Below are 18,631 nucleotides of genomic sequence, written 5' to 3' on the forward strand. Positions count from 1 at the left end.
ATGTCGTCGATGCACGCCGGTAGGAGGCGATGCCGGCGGGAGCGCATGGGCGGCGGGAAGACCGTACCGGCCTGCTGCCGCTCCCTGCGCTCCCGGCGGTGAGTGGTCGTCAGGACTCGCCCAGGGCCGCCTCGTAGACCTCGCGGGCGCGGTCGTCGAAGACGACGAAGCGGATCTCGTCGAAGGCGTCCGGGGACGCGGCGACCGCGGCGCGGACGGTGGCGACGGCGGTCCGGGCGGCGTCCTCCACCGGCCAGCGGTAGACGCCGGTGGAGATGGCGGGGAAGGCGACGGTACGGGCGCCGAGGCCCGCGGCCACCTGGAGCGATTGCGAGTAGCAGGAGGCGAGCAGGGCGGTGCGGTCCTCGCTGTCGGAGTACACCGGGCCGACGGTGTGGATCACCCAGCGCGCGGGCAGCCGCCCGGCCGTGGTCGCGACGGCCTGGCCGGTGGGCAGACCGCGCCCGTACCGCGCGGCACGCAGGGAGCGGCACTCGTCCAGGATCTCCGGGCCGCCGCGCCGGTGGATCGCGCCGTCCACTCCCCCGCCACCGAGGAGCGAGGAGTTGGCGGCGTTGACCACGGCGTCAACGGCCTGTTCGGTGATATCGCCCTGAACGAGGGTCAGGGAGGTGCTCTTGGTGCTCATGGGGTCCGAGCGTAGGGCTTCGGCCGCGCACGAGCCTCGGATTGCCGACGAGCCGCACGCAACCGGCGCCCCAAGCGCCACCGCGGCCTACCGACGAGCCGCACGCAACCGGCGCCCCAAGCGCCACCGCGGCCTACCGACGAGCCGCACGCAACCGGCGCCCCAAGCGCCACCGCGGCCTACCGACGGGCCGCACGCAACCGGCGCCATACGGTCTTCGCCGCGTAATGGCCCGACATCCCATGGACTCCGGGGCCGGGCGGGGTGGCCTGCGAGCAGAGGAAGACGGCGGGGTGGGCGGTTTCGTAGGGCACGCGGGCGAACTTCGGGCGGATCAGCAGGCGCAGGCCGGCCGCGGAGCCGGTGGCGGTGTCGCCGCCGACGTAATTGGCGTTGCGGGCGGCGAGTTGCGGCGGTCCGGCGACCGCGCGGGCCAGGACGAGGTCGCGGAAGCCGGGGGCGAAGCGCTCGATCTGCCGCTCGACGACCTCGGTCGCGTCGCCCTCCCAGCCGTTGGGGACATGGCCGTACGCCCAGAAGACATGCTTGCCCTCGGGGGCTCGGGTGGGGTCGATCAGGCTGGGCTGAGCGGTGATCAGGAAGGGGACGGACGGGTCCTGGCCGCGGCCGGCGGCGTCCAGCGCGGCGGAGATCTCGCCGCTGGTGGGGCCGATGTGGACGGTGCCGGCGCGCTGGGCCTCCTTGGCCGTCCACGGCACCGGGCCGGAGAGCGCGTAATCGATCTTGAAGACGCTGGGGCCGTAGGTGACGTGGCGGTAGGCGTTGCCCAGACCGGCGATCCGGGCCAGAGCGGTCGGGGAGGTGTCGAAGACATACGCGCGGGCGGGCGGCAGGTCGTCCAGGCGCTTGACCTCGAAGTCGGTGTGGATCGCTCCGCCGTGGGCGCGCAGCAGCCCGGCGAGCGCGTCGGAGATGGCCTGGGAGCCGCCGCGCGCCACCGGCCAGCCCTTGGCGTGCGCGGCGAGCGCGAACATCAGGGCGATGCCGGAGGTGCCGATGCCGCCGAGCGGGGCGATGGCGTGCGCCGCGAGACCGGCCATCAGCCCGCGCGCCTTCTCGTCCTGGAAGCGGCGGTTGAGGAGGGTGACCGGCTGCGCGGCGAGCAGGCCGAAGCGGGCGTAGGTCAGCGGGTCGGAGGGCAGGCCGAGCCACTGGGTGCGCAGGAAGTCATGCGCCATGGCCTCCCACTTGCCGATGAACGGCGCGACGAGCCTGCGGTAGGTGCCGGCGTCGCGCGGGCCGAAGGACATCGCGGTCTCGCCGACGGAGTGGGCGAGCACGGCGGCCGTACCGTCCGGGAACGGATGCGCCATCGGGAGTTCCGGGTGCAGCCATTCGAGGCCGTGGCGCTCCAGCGGCATCCTGGCGAAGGCCGGTGAGCCCACGCCGGTCGGATGCACGGCGGAACAGGGGTCGTGGCGGAAACCGGGGAGGGTCAGCTCCTCGGTACGGGCGCCGCCGCCGATGGTGTCGCGAGCCTCGAAGACCTCAACGGACATGCCACGGCGGGCCAGTTCGACGGCCGCCGTCAGGCCGTTGGGTCCCGCCCCGATCACCACGGCATCGAGCATCCTCGGCACCTGCGCCACTCCCCTCGTGTCCGACCCTCGTCGGTGAGGATCAGTTGGCGGCTGCCAGCAGTCCGAGGATACGCCGCGCGGTTTCGGCGTCACGCGCCGCCGTGAAGGGCAGTGCGTTGCCGCCCCCGATACGGAACGGCTGCCCGGCGACCGTGCCGCTGGCGCCGCCGGCCTCATGGACCAGCAGCAGTCCGGCCGCGTGGTCCCAGGCGTTCTCCCAGCTGAAGGCCGTGGCGTCGAGCTCGCCGCGGGCTATGTACAGATACTCCAGGCCCGCCGAACCGCACGGCCGCGGGGCGATGCCACCGGTCTCCAGCGCGGCCAGCACCCGCTTCTGGTCGTCGTCGGTGAAGTCGTAGTGGGAGGTGGCGACATCGAGGACGGCGTCCGGGGACGGGCTGCCGGCGCGCAGCGGTACGCCGTTGAGCCGGGCGCCGGCGCCGCGGCGGGCGACGGCCATCAGACCGAGCGCGGGGGCGTACGTCCAGGAGGCCAGCACCTCGCCGCGGTGGGCGAGCGCGACGAGTGTGGCGAAGCCGGGGTCGCCGTGCACGAACTGGCGGGTGCCGTCGACCGGGTCGACTATCCAGACGGGGGCGTCGCCGTGCAGCGCGTCGAGCACGGCGGGGTCGGCGTGCACCGCCTCCTCCCCGACGACCCGGGAGCCGGGCAGCAGGGCCGTGAGGGCGGCGGTGAGGTGCTCCTCGGCGCGCCGGTCGGCGACCGTGACGAGGTCGTGCGGGCCGTTCTTCTCGACGATGTCCTCGGCGGCGAGCTGACGGAAGCGCGGCATGATCTCGTCGGCCGCGGCGCGGCGGACGGCGGCCTCGACGGCGGCCAGGTCCAGTGCGGTCAACTCCGGCGAGAAGGGCGTCGTGGTGACATCCGTGATGTTCGTGGTGTCTCCCGCGTCTTGGGTACGAAGTGCTTCGATCATGTGTCCATGGAAACACGAGCCACTGACACGCCGACTGGATCGCAGGTGAACTCCCGGTGTTGCGGAGGGCACGGCGAGGGGGCGCGGGCGGCGGCGCGGCCACGGTCCGTGCGCAGCCCGCCCGGTGCCTCAGCGCCCGACCGCGTACCCCTGCATCCCCCGGGGATTGGCCGCCGCGGACAGCACCCCGCTCTCCGGGTCGCGCGCCACCGCGCACAGCCGGCCCTCGGACCATGCGTCACCCACCGTGACCAGATGCCCACGCCGTCGCAGCCCGTCGATGACCTCGTCACCGATCCGGGACTCCACCGTCACGCTCCCCGGCCGCATCCCGCGCGGGAAGAACGAGGCGGGGAAGGAGTCCTGGTGCCAGTTCGGCGCGTCGACGGCGCCCTGGAGGTCGGGCCCGCCGCGCACCCGGCCGCGCAGCGCCACGGCCAGGAAGAAGTGCACCTGCCACTGGTCCTGCTGATCGCCGCCCGGTGTGCCGAAGGCCATCACCGGGACCCCGTCGCGCAGTGCGAGGGACGGCGAGAGGGTGGTGCGGGGCCGCCGGCCCGGGGTGAGGGAGTTGGGCAGGCCCTCCTCCAGCCAGGCCATCTGGAGCCGGGTGCCGAGCGGAAAGCCGAGGGCCGGGACCACGGGGCTGGACTGCAGCCAGCCGCCGGAGGGGGTGGCGGAGACCAGGTTGCCCCAGCGGTCGACGACGTCGATATGGCAGGTGTCGCCCCGGGTGGCACCGCTGCGGTCGACCTCGGGCGCCACCTGCGCGGGGGCCTGGGCGGGGCGGTCCGCGCGGGCGACGGTCGGTTCGCCCGCGCCGCTCCCGGCGACCGCCCGGGCGCCGCCGCCGTCCGCACCGGCCGCGACCGCCGCCGCGTGCCTGCCCAGCCGGGGCGCGCGCCCGTCGGGGCTGCCGGGGCGCAGCTCGAACGAGGCGTGCTCGCCGATCAGCGTCCGCCGCGCGGCGTTGTACCCGTCGCTCAGCAGGGCGTCGAGCGGCACCCGCGCGGCGTCCCCGTACCAGGCCTCCCGGTCCGCCATCGCCAGCTTTCCGCCCTCGATGAGCAGATGCACGTAGCCGGAGCTGCCGTACGGGGGCAACTCCTCGGGCAGCAGGGCCAGTTGCTGGAGGAATGCGGGGCCCTGGGACCAGCCGCCCGCCTTGGCGACGGTCCATCCGTTCCAGTCGTAGGTGACGGGCGCTTCGTAGGTGGCGCGGTAGGCGGCCAGGTCGTCTCCGGTGAGCGTGCCGGCGTGCCGTTCACCGGAGGTGTCCATGGCCGGGCGGGCCGCGAACGCGGCGAGCGCCTCGCCGATGAAGCCCTCGCGCCAGATGCGGCGGGCGGCGTCGATCTGCGCCTCCCGGCCGGCCGCGGCGGCCTCGGCCTCCGCGGTCAGCCGGCGCCAGGTGGCCGCCAGCGGACGGTTCCTGAGCAGTCCGCCCGGGGCGACGGAGGTGCCGCCGGGGAGGTAGATCTCGGCGGAGGAGGTCCACTCCGTCTCGAAGAGCTCCCGGACCGTCTCGACGGTCTCGCCGATCCGCTCGACGGCCGGGTGGCCATGCTCGGCGTATCCGACGGCGTACCGGAGCACCTCGGCCAGGGTCTTGGTGCCGTGGTCGCGCAGCAGCACCATCCAGGCGTCGAAGGCCCCGGGGACGGCGGCGGCGAGCGGCCCCGTACCGGGTACCAGGTCGAGTCCGAGCGAGGTGTAGTGCGCCACGCTCGCCCCGGCCGGTGCCGGTCCCTGGCCGCAGAGCACCCGTACCGGGCCGTCCGCGGGGGCCAGGATGATCGGCACCTCACCGGCGGGACCGTTCAGATGCGGCTCGACCACGTGCAGGACGAACCCGGCCGCCACGGCCGCGTCATAGGCGTTGCCGCCGTCCTCCAGCACGGCCATCGCCGACTGGGACGCCAGCCAGTGCGTGGTGGCGGCCATCCCGAAGGTGCCCTGCAGGGTGGGGCGGGTGGTGAACACGGCGGCTCCTGTTCCTAGTGGGGTGGCACCTGGGGTCCCCGGGGGGTGTGGGGTGACACGACGGGCCTGGGATGGCTGGACGGCTACCTACCCCTCCCCTGGTCCCCCGCTGCCCATGCCCGTGCGCGTCCGCCCCCGGGCAGGCCCACAAATGACGCGACGGCGGCCGGCCGGCTGCGTACGCTCGCAGCATGACCGGCACCGATGCGTCGCACGACCGCTCCGTCCCGGCGTCCCGCCGCCCCCTCGTCGCGATCCTGAGCGGCGCCGGGATCTCCACGGACTCCGGGATTCCGGACTACCGCGGGCCGAACGGGCTGTGGCGGCGCGACCCGGAGGCCGAGAAGCTGGTCACCTACGACGCGTACATGAGCGACCCGGAGATCCGGCGGCGGTCGTGGCGGATGCGGCAGGAGAGCCCGGCCTTCCGGGCGAAGCCGAACGTCGCGCATGAGGCGGTGGCCCGGCTGGAGCGGTCCGGTACGCCGGTGCGGGTGATCACGCAGAACGTCGACGGGCTGCATCAGCTCGCGGGGATGCCCGAGCGCAAGGTGCTCGAACTGCACGGCACGGTGCGGGCGGTGGTCTGCACCCGCTGTCACGCCCGGTCCTCGATGCGCCGGGCACTGGCGCGGGTGGCCGCCGGCGAGCCCGATCCGCCGTGCCTGACCTGCGGCGGGATCCTGAAGTCGGCGACGGTGATGTTCGGCGAGCGGCTCGATCCGCAGGTGCTCGGTACGGCACTGGGCGTGGCCAAGGCCGCCGAGGTCTTCCTCGCGGTCGGCAGCACGCTCCAGGTCCAGCCGGCCGCCTCGCTCGCCGGAGTGGCCGCCGAGCACGGCGCGCGGCTGATCATCGTCAACGCCGAACCGACGCCGTACGACGAGCTGGCCGCCGAGGTGATCCGCGAGCCGATCGGCAGCGCGCTGCCCCGGCTGCTGGCGGAACTGGCGGAGCCCGCCTGAGCCGGGCCCGCTGCGCGGCGGGGGCCGGGGCGGGCGGCGCTGCGCTGCCCGTCCGCTCCCGGCGCCCCGCGGTGCGCCCTAGAAGTTGATCATGTGTCCGGCCAGGCCGTGCACCGCTTCCTTGACCGCTTCGGACAGGGTGGGGTGGGCGTGGACGTTGCGGGCGACCTCGTGCACGGTGAGGTCCCACTGCTGGGCCAGGGTCAGCTCCGGCAGCAGCTCGGTGACGTCGGGGCCCACCATGTGCGCGCCGAGGAGTTCGCCGTGCCGGGCGTCGCTGAGGATCTTCACAAAGCCCGTGGCGTCGCCCAGGCCGTGGGCCTTGCCGTTGGCGGCGAAGGGGAACTTCGCGACCTGTACGTCGAAGCCCTTCTCCCGGGCCTGCGCCTCCGTCCAGCCGAAGCTGGCGATCTGCGGCTGGCAGTAGGTGGCGCGGGGAATCATGGGGAAGTCCAGCTCCATGGTCTCCGCGCCGGCGATGGTCTCCGCCGCCACCACCCCCATCGCCTCCGCCGCGTGCGCGAGCATCAGCTTGGCGGTGACGTCGCCGATGGCGTAGATGCCCGGTACCGATGTGCGGCACCGTTCGTCCACCGCTACGGCGCCCCCGTCGGCGAGCCGGACGCCGGTGTTCTCCAGGCCGTAGCCCGTGACGTTCGGCTGGAAGCCGATGGCCACCAGCACCTTGCCGGCCTCAAGGGTCTGCTGTGCGCCGTCCTTCGTGCGGACGTGCACCTGGACCTGGGGCCCTGTGTCGTCGATGGACTCGACGCGGGTGGCGGCCATGACCCCGATGCCGAGCTTGCGGTACTGGCGGGCCAGCTCCGCCGAGACCTCCTCGTCCTCCAGGGGGGCGATGCGGTCGAGGAACTCCACGAGGGTGACCCGCACGCCGTAGTTGTGCAGGACGTAGGCGAATTCGACGCCGATCGCACCGGCGCCGACGATCACCATGCTCTCCGGCAGCGTCTCGTCGAGGATCTGCTCCTGGTAGGAGACCACCCGGTCGGTGCGGCCGGTGCCGGGCAGCATCCGCGGGGTGGCGCCGGTGGCGATGATGCAGTGGTCGAAGCCGACGGTGCTGGTGGTGCCGTCGGCGTGGGCCACCTGGAGGCGGGTGGCGTCCACGAAGGTGCCGCGGCCGTCGTATTCGGTGATCTTGTTCTTCTTCATGAGGTAGTGCACGCCCTTGACGCGGCCGTCGGCCACGCGGCGGCTGCGCCGGAATGCCTCGCCGTAGTCGAAGCGCACCTCGCCGTCGGCCTTGATCCCGAACGTCTTCGCCTCGCGGGTGAAGATATGGGCCAACTCGGCGTTGCGCAGCAGGGCCTTGGTGGGGATGCACCCGATGTTGAGGCAGACGCCTCCCCAGTACTTCTCCTCGACGACGGCGACGCGCAGGCCCAACTGGGCCGCCCGGATGGCCGCGACATAGCCCCCGGGGCCGGCGCCCAGCACGACGACGTCATAGTGGTCAACCATCGACAGCTCCTTGTTTCCCATCCCGGCCGGGGCGCCGGAGTCCTGACCTGAAGACCTCTCAGGCATTCTGGCTCCCGGTCGCCTTGTCCCCATAGATCGACCACGACAGGATCAGGACGGATACCGCTCCCACCGCGCCGGCGGCGGCGAGCACCGCGACCGGCCCGAGGCCGGCGAGGACCAGTCCGCCCAGCCCGCCGCTGAGCGAGATGCCCAGGAACAGGCAGCTGCTGTTGAGCGCCACCACCTCGTTGCCGGCGTCGCCCGCGAGCGACAGCAGCCGGGTCTGCAGGGGCGGGTTGAGCGCGCCGCCGAAGACGCCCCAGCCGGCCAGCAGCAGGGCCACCGCGACGACGGACACGCTGCCCGGCCACGCCCAGCCGAAGACCGCGAGCAGCAGGGTCGAGGAGACCTGGAGGGACAGGGCGAGCACGATGGTGCGGCCGGCTCCCCAGGAGTCGGCGGCGCGCCCGCCGATCAGGGCGCCGCAGGCGCTGGCGATGCCCATGAGGGAGACCAGGAAGGCCAGTTGGCCGGGGCCGGAGCGGCCGAGGTCGTCGGCGATGACCGCGATATAGCTGAAGGTCATGAAGTTGCCGGTGGCGCCGACGACGGTGCCCACCAGGCCCAGCAGCACCGGGCGGTGCCCCAGCGGGGCGAGCCGGCGGCGCAGCGGGATGGCCGGGACGCCGGGCAGCGCGGGCAGGAAGGCCGCGACTCCGGCGATCACCACCAGTGCCAGGGCGCCGACGAAGATCATCGTGGCGCGCCAGCCGAAGGCGCCGGCGATCGCGGTGCCGACCGGGACGCCGACGACCAGGGCGACGGACTGCCCGAAGGTGACGGAGCCCAGATAGCGGCCCACGGCCCCCTTAGGCGCCAGCGCGGCGGCGGTGGAGAACGCCGCGGGCATGATCGACGCGCCGGCCAGGGCGGTGAGGATCCGGAAGACCACCAGCACGCCGTACGTGGGCGCGAGGGCGGCCCCCACGTTCGCCGCGGCGAAGACGGCCAGCGCCGTCATCAGCACCCGCCGCCGCGGGTAGCGCGCGGTCCGCAGGGCCACGAAGGGCGCCGATAACGCGTAGGTCAGCGAGAAGACGGTGATCAGCTGCCCCGCCACGGCTTCCGAGACATGCAGGCCCTGGGCGATGTCCTTGAGCACACCGGCGATGACGAAGTTGTCCGTGCCGGCGGTGAAGGACGCCACGCACAGGCACACCAGCCACACGGGAAAGCGCCTGGCGTCGGCGGGTGCCCCTTGCGCCGTGGTGGGGGGAGAGGTTGTCACGAGTACTCCTTGGGATCAGGTGCGACCCGCGCGGCGGACCTTTCACCGGACCGCCCGCACGGGCTGAAGTGCTGCCGCTCCGGCCACCGCGCACAGGGCGGCGAGCAGGAACAGCAGGGCATAGTTCCCGCCCCCGCCGACGGCCAGGACGGCGGGCGCGAGCGTGGGGGCCAGGGACTGCGGCAGCGCGGTGGCGATGTTGAAGACGCCGAGGTCCCGGCCGGCCGTCGCACGGCTCGGCAGGACATCGGTGACCAGCGCGAGGTCGACGGAGAGATAGGTCCCGAAGCCGATGCCGGTGATGGCCATGCCCAGGAGGAACAGCCCGAAGGAGTCGGCCAGTGAGATCACCAGCAGACCGAGCCCGTACAGCACCGCCGCCCCCGCCACGAAGGGCTTGCGCCGCTGCACACGGTCGGAGAGCCAGCCGCTGACCTGGCTGCCGACCACGGTGACGGCGGTCTGGGTGAGCAGGGCCCAGAACACCAGCCGCGGCACCTGCGCGGCGGCGTATCCCAGATGGTCGGAGAGGTAGAACGTCTTGTAGGCGCTGAGCACGGACGTCCCCATGAACATCAGGCAGCGGCTCAGCCAGGCCCACCCGAAGTCGGGGTGGCGCCGGGGGTCGACCCAGTAGCTCCGCGCCAGCTCCCGCACCCCGAAGGGCGGGCGCTCGGTGAGACGGCGGTCGCGCAGTACGGCGACCAGCGCGAGCACCGTCAGCGCGCCCACCCCGGCCGGCACCATGAACATCAGCACGACCGACGAGGAGACGGCCTGCGCCAGGAAGCTGCCGACCACCAGGGCGACCGACAGGCACAGCCCCAGGACGCCGGAGACCGCACCGCGCCGGTGTTCGGGTATCTGGTCGGGCAGTACGGCGATCAGCGCCGCGAGCACCGCGTTGAACCCCAGCTGGGTCAGGCACCAGCCGGCCACCAGGGTGGCGACGTCCTGGGTCGTCGCGCAGACCAGCAGGCCCGCCAGCCCGCCGGCGAGCCCGCCCACCAGCCAGGGCCGGCGCATCCCGAACCGCGAGGTGGTCCGGTCGCTCAGCCTGCCGAACAGCGGATTGCCCAGGATCGCCAGTACGGACCCGATCCCCAGGGCCAGCGAGAGCACCGCCTGCTTGTCGTGCGGCGCGATCTGCTGGGCCTTGACCGCGAGCGTGACGGTCACCGGCGTGACCAGCGCGATGTAGACCCCGCAGTAGGCCGCGGCGAAGAGTCCGACGAGCAGGGGGCCGGCGGTGCGCTCCGGGAGGCGGGCGGGCGGGGTGTGCGGCGGTGCGCTCGCGGCTCCCCCAGCGGTCACGCCCTCAACCCCCCGATGCATCGGGATCACCGTATAGGACGGCCAGGCACCCCTGATCCGTGGTGAGTTCGAGATCACACAACGCGATCCGGCGGTAACGGGCCTGCCAGTCAGGCCAGTTGTCGGCGAGCGCCACCCAGACGCCGGTGGCGTAGGTGCCGGGCGCCGCCTCGTGGCGGTGTGGCCCGCGGAGGACCGGGCCGAGGCGCCGGACGGCCGAGGGGCCCAGCACCACCAGCGTCCCCTGGGGGTCCTGGTCCACCAGGGCGTTGAGCCGGGCCGTCAGCTCCTCGCGGGTCAGCTCCAGGTGGACGTCGTCGGCGTCCCGCGGCCCCAGGCGCCCTTCGCCGCCGAAGGCCAGCAGGGCGCCGGAGTCCACGAGCGGGCGCTCGCCGTGCACGGCGGGGTCGCGCGCCGGGAGCGTGGTCTGCTCCAGTACCAGCAGGACGGGCCGCCGGGTGCGGCCGCTGCGCCAGAAGCCGGTCAGGATGCGCAGCGCGGTGAAGGGCGCGGACAGCCCCTGCTCGGAGACGGCGAACCCGTGCGAGTCGTCGCCGAAGAGCAGCCCCGCGTAGGAGGCGGTCACCCCGTACGGCTGGGAGTCGGGCAGCGCGTGCGCCACGACGACGAGGTCCGCCAGGCGCCCGCGCAGCGACGGGTGGCCGGCCAGCAGGTCGGTCAGCTGCCGGTGGGTGTACTGCGGTCCGGCGGCGAACTGCTCCGGGTCGGCGCTCTGGTCGTACGCGGCCAGCAGATCGCGGTAGAACGCCTGGCTGTGCGGGTTCTCCTCGTACTGCCGGGGCGGCGGGTCGAGGACGGCGGCGGCGCCTTCCAGGCCGGGCATCACGTGGTCTGCACCCTTTCCAGGTAGTCGATGAAGGTCGCCACGGACACGAAGTCGTCCATGTCGATCTCCTCGGGGTCGACGGTGAAGCCGACCTCCTCCTCAAGGGCCATCAGCAACTCCAGGATCGACGTGGAGTCCAGGTGGAGGTCGTCGAAGAACCTCGTCTCCTCCGACACTCCGGGCACGTCACGCTCCAGGACGCCGCTGAGGGCGGACTGAATGGTGCCGACCATCTGCTGGCGGTCCATCACATCTCCTGCGTTCTCGGTGGTGGGCGGGGTTTCTCGGGCGGCCGGCCGGGCTGCTCCGGCGGGCCGGGGTCACATGGGGACGAGCCGTTGCCGGCTCAGCAGGTCCTCCACCGTGTCGCGGACCCGCACCAGATGGGCGCGGCCGGCGCGGACCATGACCTCGGCGGGGAATCCGTGGCTGAGGAACAGCCCGGGGGAGGCGGAGGGGCCGTAGGCCCCGGACCGCTCGACCCCGATCAGGTCGCCGGGTTCGAGCGGGGGCAGGAGGACGTTCTTGCCGAGCACGTCGTTGGGTGTGCACAGCGGGCCGGTGACCGTGTAGGGCTGCTCGCCCCCGGCGGGCCGGGTCAGCGCGCGCAGGGGGAAGTTGCGTTTGACGAAGCTGCCCACGCCGACGGCGGCCATGTGGTGGTGGGTACCGCCGTCCGTGACGGCGAAGCGGGTGCCCATCGACTCCTTGACGTCCAGGACCCGGCTGACGTAGGTGCCGCACCGCGCGGTGAGGTAGCGGCCCAGTTCGCAGATGACCCGGGAGCCGGGGTGCGCCTGGAGGAAGCCGCCGATGACGTCGTCGGCACCGGCCGCGAGGGCCGGCAGGTCCAGGTCGGTCTCGTTGTCGAAGTAGGCCACCCCGAACCCGCCGCCGATGTCGACGAGTTCGCAGGGCAGGTCCAGTTCGGCGGCGAGCTCCGCCGCCAGCCGCAGGATCTCCCGGGTGTTGTGGACGATGTCCTCGTGCCGCAGGAAGCGGGTCCCCATATAGGCGTGGAAGCCGCGTATCCGCAGGTGGCGCAGTTCCCGCAGCCGGTGCCGCTGCTCGCGCAGCAGGCTTGCGTCCATGCCGAACTGGCGGGGCCTGCCGCCCATCGAGAGCCCCGACCCCTTGGTGGTGAAGTCGGGGTTGATGCGCAGCAGCACCGGCACGTCGGTGCGGCCCGCGTCCCGTGCCGCCCGCTCCAGCCGGGTCAGTTCCGCCGGCGACTCGCAGACGACGGCCCGCAGATCGGTGCGTACACATGCCTCGATCTCGCGCGGGGTCTTGCCGGGCCCCAGGAAGATGACGTCCTGCGGTGCGATACCGGCCCACAGCGCGGTGGTGAGTTCCGCCAGTGAGGAGACCTCGGCGCCGGAGCCCAGTGCGCCGAGCACGGCGCACACGCTGACGTTCGGGTTGGCCTTGAGGGAGAAGAACAGGTCCGCGCCGGGGTGGAGCAGCCGGCGCACCTCCCGATAGTCGCGTTCGAGGCGGTCCGCGTCGTAGAGGAAGAAGGGGGTGCCGAACTCCTCGGCGAGGTCCGTGACGGCGAGGCCCTGCACCGTCGCTGATGTCTGCGCCATCGGTCAGCTCCCCCGGTGGGTGAAGACCATGGCGGCGAAGGTCGTGCCGACGCCGACGGAGGCCATGAGGTAGTGGCGGCCGGGGACCAGGCGCCCCTCGGCCTTGAGGGTGGTGTAGTTCAGCAGCACGTCGGAGGCGAAGCAGTGGCTGAAGCGGGGGATGTTGTCGAGGTAGGTCCGCTCCCGGGGGAAGCCCATCGCCTTGATCGTCTGGCGCCAGGACATCATGTTGACGTTGTGCGGGATCAGCAGGTCGATGTCGTCCAGGGTCAGGCCGGCGTCGGCGACGGCCTTGCGCATCACGTCCGCGAACCGGTCGGGGTAGATCTGCCCCAGCTCGGCGGCCTTCTCCTTGCCGAGGCGGACACCGTTGGCGTACGCGCCCAGCGTCCGCGTCACATACGAGCGCACGGGGTCTCCGGGGCCGTCGACGGCCACCAGGCAGGCCGCCGCGGCCTCCCCCATCAGCGCGGTGTCCGGGACGAGCTGGACACCGGGGGTGAAGGACTTCTCGCCGGTGACCACCAGGGCCCTGGCGTCCGGGTCGCCGTCCGACCGGAGCAGCTCTCCGGCGATGTCGATGGCGGCCATGCCGGTCGCGCAGTTCTGCTGGGTGACGGCGAAGGCGACGGCGTGGTCCAGCCCGAGTTCCCTGCGCAGGACCCGCGCGGGGCAGATGCCGTGCGGGGCGATCTGCTGGGTGGCGTGGCCGAAGAGCAGGTACCTCACCCGCTCCTTCGACGGCAGGGCGTCGAGGACCCGGCGGGCCGCGGGCAGCACCAGTTGGAAGAGGTCGGCCCCGGGGTCGTGGCGCAGCTCCTTCAGGCCCTGCATGGTGGTGAACAGGCGCACCTTCGACGGGTTGAGCCCGAGGGGTTCCGCCAGGTCCCGCACCGTCACCGTGCGCTCGGGTGTGTGCGCGGCGATGTCTTCCAGTGTGACGAGGGAGTCCGTCATGTGTGGTGTCCTCGTCAGTTGGCCCAGAACGGGAAGGCGTGGTCGAGGAGGAACTCCGGGCCGCTCCGGTCGGCGCGGACCTGGTCCTCGAAGGGCGCCCACCAGCCGCGGTGGTCGCGGTACCAGTCCGTCGTCAGGCCCACTCCGTCCCACAGGTCCGTGGTGGGCTTCCATCCGGTGGCCTCGGTCAGGCGGGCGGAGGTGGCCACCAGGGAGCTGCCGCGGCCGTCGGCCTGGGGGACGTCCCGGGTCACGAAGGAGCCGCGGCCCGCGGTGCCGATCACCGCCTCCGCCGCCTCCTCCAGCGGGGTGTGGCGGCCGGCGGCGAGGTTGAACGTCTCGCCCCAGGGCCCGTTCTCGGCGAGGTCGAGCAGCACGCCCACGGCGTCCTGGACGGCGAGGAAGTCCCGCAGCCGGCCGGTGACCGCCTCCGACTCGATGCCGAGCAGCGCCTGGGCGGTGATGCGGGGGATGATGCGGTCCGGGGCCTGCCACGGTCCGTAGAGGTTGGTCAGCCGCACGGTCGTCGACACGGTGTCGTAGACGTGCTGGTAGGACTCGGTGAGGCTCTCGCAGGCGATCTTCGAGGCGGCGTAGGGGGACAGCGGCCGCAGTGCGCTGGACTCGGTCAGCAGATCGCCGTCGTTGCCTCCGTAGACCTCGATGGAGGAGGCGAAGAGCAGCGGGATCCGGCGCAGCCGGGCCGCTTCCAGGACGGCGGACATGATGCCGATGTTGTTGGTGAAGGTGCGCTCCGGGTGGTGGAGCGAGAAGTCCACCTGCGGCAGGGCCGCGAGGCTGATCATGACGTCGCAGTCGGGTATCCGGGCGCCCGGCTGTGCCAGGTCCAGGAAGTGGCAGTCGGCGCGCTCCATGAGGCCGGCGGCGTCCAGCCGTCCGAGGCGGTCGCTGACGTCGACCAGAGTCAGGCGGTGTCCGCGCTCTTCGGCGGCGAGTGCGAGGTTGGTGCCGACGAATCCCGCGGCACCGATGATCGCGATGTTGAGTGTCACGTCTTCCCCGTTCGTCAGGAGAGGGGCCAGGTGTGGCCGGGCGAGGTCAGGTCTGCGGCTGCTGCGGCCCTCGGCGCAGGCGGTGCTCGACGAGGTCGGCCGCGGCGGATGCGCCGCCGGAGGCGCGGATCTCCGCGCGCAGCCGGTCCAGCCGGGTGGTGAGCCCGGGGCGGGCGAGCAACTCCTCCAGGGCCGTGCGGACGGTGCCCCCGGTCAGCTCGTCCTCGTGCAGGCGCCGGGCGACGCCGAGTTCGACGAGCCGGTCGGAGATGAAGAACTGGTCGGCGCCCTGCGGGAGGGTGAGCATCGGCACCCCGTGGCTGAGCGCCTCGACGGTGCCGCCCATCCCGGCGTGGGTGACGAAGGCGTCGGTGTGGGCGAGGACGTCGAGCTGGGGCAGCCACTCGTGGACTTCCACGTTGTCCGGGATCGGGCCGAGCGCCTCGGCGGCGACGAACTTGCCGGTCTGGAGCACGACATGCCAGTCGGAGCCGGCGAACGCGGCCACCAGCTGCCGGTAGATGTCCGGCCGGTTGGTGAACGTCGAGCCGAGGGAGACCAGCACGGTGCGCCCGGCGGCGGGCGGGGTCCAGGCGGTGGTGTCGCCGCGCGGCCCGAAGCACGGTCCGACGAAGGAGAAGCGGGGTTCGTCGACCTTGTCGGCGTGCGGTTGCAGGGTCCGGGTGATCGAGGCGATGCCCTGCTCGGGCACGAGCCCGAAGTCCGCCACCGTCATGTCGACGCCGTTGCCGGCCAGCCACCGGGAGAAGCGGTCCCGCAGGCGGTGGGCGTCCGGGTCGTCGAGCAGGCCGCGGTAGACCGCCGCGATGCCGTTGTCCTTGCCCTCGTAAGGCACGGCGAACGGCCAGAAGTTGAGGGTGGGGATGCCCCAGCGCAGGCCGAGGACGCGGGCGCCGTACGCGAACACGTCGTAGACGAGGGCGTCCGGGCGGTCGGCGTCGAAGGCCCGGGAGAGCTGGGGCAGTGCGGACTCGGCCTCGTCGAGCATGGCGGAGACGATCGCGGTGAAGCCGGTCAGCGATTTCGTCGCGTCGTCGTCGGCGGGCCAGGCCGAGCGGTACGGGACCGGGCGGGCCCCGGTCGCCTCGACCAGGGGGGCGAACCGCTCCGGCACCGCGTAGCTCACCCGGTGGCCCCGGGCGACGAGTTCACGGGCGACCGGCAGCGTCGGGAGCACATGGCCGTGCAATCCGATATTCGTGAAGGCGATGTGCGACTTCGAAGTCAATTGCGGGCTCCTCGCGAACTCGTCGTTACTGCGCGGTAGTTCATCGTGAAACGTTCAAAACGGTGGATGCCATGGCCTTCCTTTGGCGCCCAGAGCGCTTCGCGAGAAAATCGGTGAGGGAAGAGCCTGCATCCCTACAGGGCATTCACAAGTCCCTTTGGATACACCCGGAGCGCCGATTCTTTCCGGCGGGCGGGGCGCCGGGGCCGCTGGCGCCGGGCGGCCCCGGCGCCGCCTGCGGCGATCTCGAACCCCGGTAAAAGCCCCTGGGCCACCGGATGGCAGCAACCTGACCTATGGGTTTCGTCACCTTGACAGTGCAGCGCCGCCTTGTGAAGCTGCATTCGCCTCGGGGGATTCATTCTGCGAACTCACGGACGTGTTTTTGCGTATCCACATCCGCTCGCCTCCCTCGCGGCGCGGGGCCTCGGTTATTCGGGTTGACCGCATACGGGGAAGGGTTTTGTGGGGGCTATGTATTCCAGATGCAGAATGCTTTGCCGAATTCCTGTGGAAAGCGCACGGCAGTCCGCGCCCAGCACGTTGCGCCGTTCTGCGGCAGCCGCCTCGAAGAGAACTCGCGGTGCGTCCCCACGGGCCGCGCTCCGCTCGTCGTGAGGCACCGACCGCCGGCCGCCGCCCGGTGGCGGCAGGCGCGCACCGTCCACGCCGACGGCACGGAACTGGCCGTGTGGGAACGGCGGGAGGACCCGGACGCCGGGGCGGCGCCGGCGCCTCATGTGGTGCTCGTCCACGGCTTCGAGGAGGGCTGGGACAGCTGGCGGCCGCTGCTGGAGCATCTGCCGCGGACGGTGCGGGCATCCGCGCTCTCGCTGCCCTGGCGGGCCGGCTCCGCGCATACCTGGCCGCGCCACGGGGACGCCGCCACCTGGCTGGCGCGCGCGTTCGACACCCTGGACCGGCCCCCGGACCTCGTCGTCGCGCACTCCTTCGGCGCCTGCGCCCTGCTCCAGCTGCTCGCCCGCCACCCCGACCACCCCTACCGCGACGTCCCGGCCGCCCTGGTGGCGCCCGTGTGGCGGGTCGGCGACCGGTCGCTGACCCCCGAGTTCTTCGCCGAGGCCAGAACCCGTTTCCGGCGCACCATCACCGAGGGCCTCAAGGTCCAACTCCACACCCGGGGCCGCACGGTGAACGGCGAGCTGCTGCGCATCATGGCCGACAAGGTGCTGGAGCGGGTCGAGCCGGAGGGCTTCCTGCAGTTCTACCTGGAGCTGGCCCGGCTGCCCGACCTGCCCGTGGACCGGATCACGGCACCGCTGCTCGTGGTCGGCGGACTGGACGACACCGCCGCCCCGGGCGACGACCTCGAAGTGCTGCGCCGCCGGGCCCGCGACATCACCGTCCACCGGGCCCCGCACCTCGGCCACTTCTGCCAGACCCAGCAGCCGGCCCAGGTGGCCGCGCAGATCACCGACTTCCTTCCGATGCTCCGACTTCCCCACTCAGCCGAGGAGATGAGGACAGCGTGACCTCCCCACAGGTAAGGGAATACGACGTAGCCATCAGCGGTGCCAGCCTCGCGGGGTGCACCGCCGCGGTCCTCCTGGCCCGGGCCGGCGCGCGGGTGGCGCTGCTCGAACGGCGCTCCTCCCCCGAGGCGCACAAGGTCCTGTGCACGCACTACCTCCAGCCGTGCGCCTACCAGGTGCTCGACGACCTGGGCGTCTCCCCGCTGCTGCGCGAGGCCGGCGCCATCGCCAACCAGGCGCGCTGGTACACCCGTTGGGGCTGGATCGAGCCGCGCCCCGGCCGGGACGGCGTCCCTCTGGCGCACGGCTACAACGTGCGGCGCAGCACGCTCGACCCGCTGCTGCGCTCCTACGCCGCCGACCAGCCCGGCGTCGACCTCCTGTCGGGGCACACCGTCACCGCTCTGCTGCGCGACGGCTCCCGCGCCGCGGGCGTGCGCACCGCCTCCGCCGAGGGCGAGCAGGAGATCCGGGCGCGCCTCGTGGTGGGGGCGGACGGCAAGGACTCCACCGTCGCCCGGCTGGCCGGAGTCCGCGAACAGGCGCACAGGAACAACCGGTTCAGCTACTTCGCGCAGTTCCGCGGGGTGCGGATGGCGCGCGAGGAGTCGCACTGCTGGTTCCTCGACCCGGATGTCGCCTATGCGATGCCGAACGACGACGGGATCACCGTCATCGCCCTCATCCCCGACAAGAAGCGGCTGCCCGCCTTCCGAGCGGACCTCGAAGGCAGCTTCCTCGACTTCGTCGGCCGGCTGCCCGAGGCCCCCGACCTGAGCGGCGCCGAACGCGTCTCGAAGATCGTCGGCACCACCAACTACCCCCTTGTCAGCCGGCAGGTGACCGCGCCCGGTCTCGCCCTGATCGGCGACGCGGCCCTCACCGGAGACCCGCTGTGGGGGGTCGGCTGCGGCTGGGCGCTGCAGTCGGCGCAGTGGCTCGCCACCGCCGCCCGCGCGGCCGCCGTCTCGGGCAGCCGGGAGGCCATGGACCTGGCGCTCGACACCTACCGCCGACGCCATCGTCGGCAGCTGCGCGGCCACCAGTTCCTCGCCGCCGACTACGCCAAGGCCCGCCCCTTCAACCCCTTCGAGCGGCTGATGTTCTCCGCCGCCGCCCGGGACGAGTCGATGGCCCGCCATATGCACCTGTTCGCGTCCCGGCTGATCGGCCCGGCGCGCTTCCTCAGCCCCACGGCCCTCGGCCGGGCCGCCGCCGTGAACCTGCGGCACCGCAGCGCGTGAACCCGCCGAACCCCCCG

16 protein-coding genes are annotated in these 18,631 nt (G+C 72.8%); 3 read left to right on the forward strand and 13 right to left on the reverse strand.

Going from position 1 to position 18,631, the window contains the following annotated elements:
* Positions 1-109: 109 nt before the first annotated feature.
* From ACZ4NB_RS22115 to ACZ4NB_RS22130, 4 genes are all read right to left on the reverse strand, one after another.
* On the reverse strand, positions 110-649 hold the full coding sequence (locus ACZ4NB_RS22115; protein ID WP_467663930.1) for an O-acetyl-ADP-ribose deacetylase: 540 nt from the start codon (positions 647-649) through the stop codon (positions 110-112).
* A gap of 179 nt (positions 650-828) precedes the next feature.
* Positions 829-2,250 carry a phytoene desaturase family protein gene (locus tag ACZ4NB_RS22120; RefSeq protein WP_467663932.1) on the reverse strand — a complete coding sequence of 474 codons (1,422 nt, stop codon included), beginning with the start codon at positions 2,248-2,250 and terminating at the stop codon, positions 829-831.
* Between the two features lie 40 nt (positions 2,251-2,290).
* Positions 2,291-3,187, reverse strand: coding sequence for an inositol monophosphatase family protein (locus tag ACZ4NB_RS22125; protein ID WP_467663934.1), 897 nt, complete (start codon positions 3,185-3,187; stop codon positions 2,291-2,293).
* A gap of 129 nt (positions 3,188-3,316) precedes the next feature.
* Entirely contained in the window at positions 3,317-5,170 is a 1,854-nt protein-coding gene (locus tag ACZ4NB_RS22130) for a gamma-glutamyltransferase family protein (RefSeq protein WP_467663936.1), read from the reverse strand.
* A gap of 191 nt (positions 5,171-5,361) precedes the next feature.
* On the opposite strand from ACZ4NB_RS22130, the gene ACZ4NB_RS22135 reads away from it, so the two are divergent.
* Positions 5,362-6,135, forward strand: coding sequence for an SIR2 family NAD-dependent protein deacylase (locus tag ACZ4NB_RS22135; RefSeq protein ID WP_467663938.1), 774 nt, complete (start codon positions 5,362-5,364; stop codon positions 6,133-6,135).
* 78 nt (positions 6,136-6,213) lie between these two features.
* Here the strand turns inward: ACZ4NB_RS22135 and lpdA are convergent, their stop codons facing one another.
* The 9 genes from lpdA to ACZ4NB_RS22180 form a co-directional block, all read right to left on the reverse strand.
* Entirely contained in the window at positions 6,214-7,617 is a 1,404-nt protein-coding gene (gene lpdA, locus ACZ4NB_RS22140; RefSeq protein WP_467663940.1) for a dihydrolipoyl dehydrogenase, read from the reverse strand.
* Positions 7,618-7,675: 58 nt separating this feature from the next.
* Positions 7,676-8,908: an MFS transporter gene (locus tag ACZ4NB_RS22145; RefSeq protein ID WP_467663941.1), complete on the reverse strand. Its 1,233-nt coding sequence runs from the start codon at positions 8,906-8,908 to the stop codon at positions 7,676-7,678.
* A 42-nt stretch (positions 8,909-8,950) separates the two neighbouring features.
* Positions 8,951-10,243, reverse strand: coding sequence for an MFS transporter (locus ACZ4NB_RS22150; protein ID WP_467663943.1), 1,293 nt, complete (start codon positions 10,241-10,243; stop codon positions 8,951-8,953).
* Positions 10,227-11,066, reverse strand: coding sequence for a hypothetical protein (locus ACZ4NB_RS22155; protein WP_467663945.1), 840 nt, complete (start codon positions 11,064-11,066; stop codon positions 10,227-10,229). Before ACZ4NB_RS22155 ends, ACZ4NB_RS22150 begins: the two co-directional genes overlap by 17 nt.
* Complete coding sequence (locus ACZ4NB_RS22160) at positions 11,066-11,317, reverse strand: acyl carrier protein (protein WP_384436271.1); 252 nt, start codon at positions 11,315-11,317, stop codon at positions 11,066-11,068. The genes ACZ4NB_RS22155 and ACZ4NB_RS22160 overlap by 1 nt, the downstream gene beginning before the upstream one ends.
* Before the next feature lie 72 nt (positions 11,318-11,389).
* Positions 11,390-12,658 carry a type III PLP-dependent enzyme gene (locus ACZ4NB_RS22165; protein ID WP_467663947.1) on the reverse strand — a complete coding sequence of 423 codons (1,269 nt, stop codon included), beginning with the start codon at positions 12,656-12,658 and terminating at the stop codon, positions 11,390-11,392.
* Between the two features lie 3 nt (positions 12,659-12,661).
* Positions 12,662-13,615, reverse strand: a complete 954-nt coding sequence (locus tag ACZ4NB_RS22170; RefSeq protein ID WP_467663948.1) for a 3-oxoacyl-ACP synthase III family protein — start codon at positions 13,613-13,615, stop codon at positions 12,662-12,664.
* 14 nt (positions 13,616-13,629) lie between these two features.
* Complete coding sequence (locus tag ACZ4NB_RS22175; protein WP_467663950.1) at positions 13,630-14,628, reverse strand: NAD-dependent epimerase/dehydratase family protein; 999 nt, start codon at positions 14,626-14,628, stop codon at positions 13,630-13,632.
* 46 nt (positions 14,629-14,674) lie between these two features.
* Positions 14,675-15,877, reverse strand: a complete 1,203-nt coding sequence (locus tag ACZ4NB_RS22180; protein ID WP_467663952.1) for a macrolide family glycosyltransferase — start codon at positions 15,875-15,877, stop codon at positions 14,675-14,677.
* A gap of 614 nt (positions 15,878-16,491) precedes the next feature.
* On the opposite strand from ACZ4NB_RS22180, the gene ACZ4NB_RS22185 reads away from it, so the two are divergent.
* Positions 16,492-17,370: an alpha/beta fold hydrolase gene (locus tag ACZ4NB_RS22185; protein ID WP_467663954.1), complete on the forward strand. Its 879-nt coding sequence runs from the start codon at positions 16,492-16,494 to the stop codon at positions 17,368-17,370.
* On the forward strand, positions 17,367-18,614 hold the full coding sequence (locus tag ACZ4NB_RS22190) for an NAD(P)/FAD-dependent oxidoreductase (protein ID WP_467663955.1): 1,248 nt from the start codon (positions 17,367-17,369) through the stop codon (positions 18,612-18,614). The genes ACZ4NB_RS22185 and ACZ4NB_RS22190 overlap by 4 nt, the downstream gene beginning before the upstream one ends.
* Positions 18,615-18,631: the final 17 nt, after the last annotated feature.

The sequence above is a fragment of the Streptomyces sp. NPDC026575 genome (assembly GCF_055567415.1).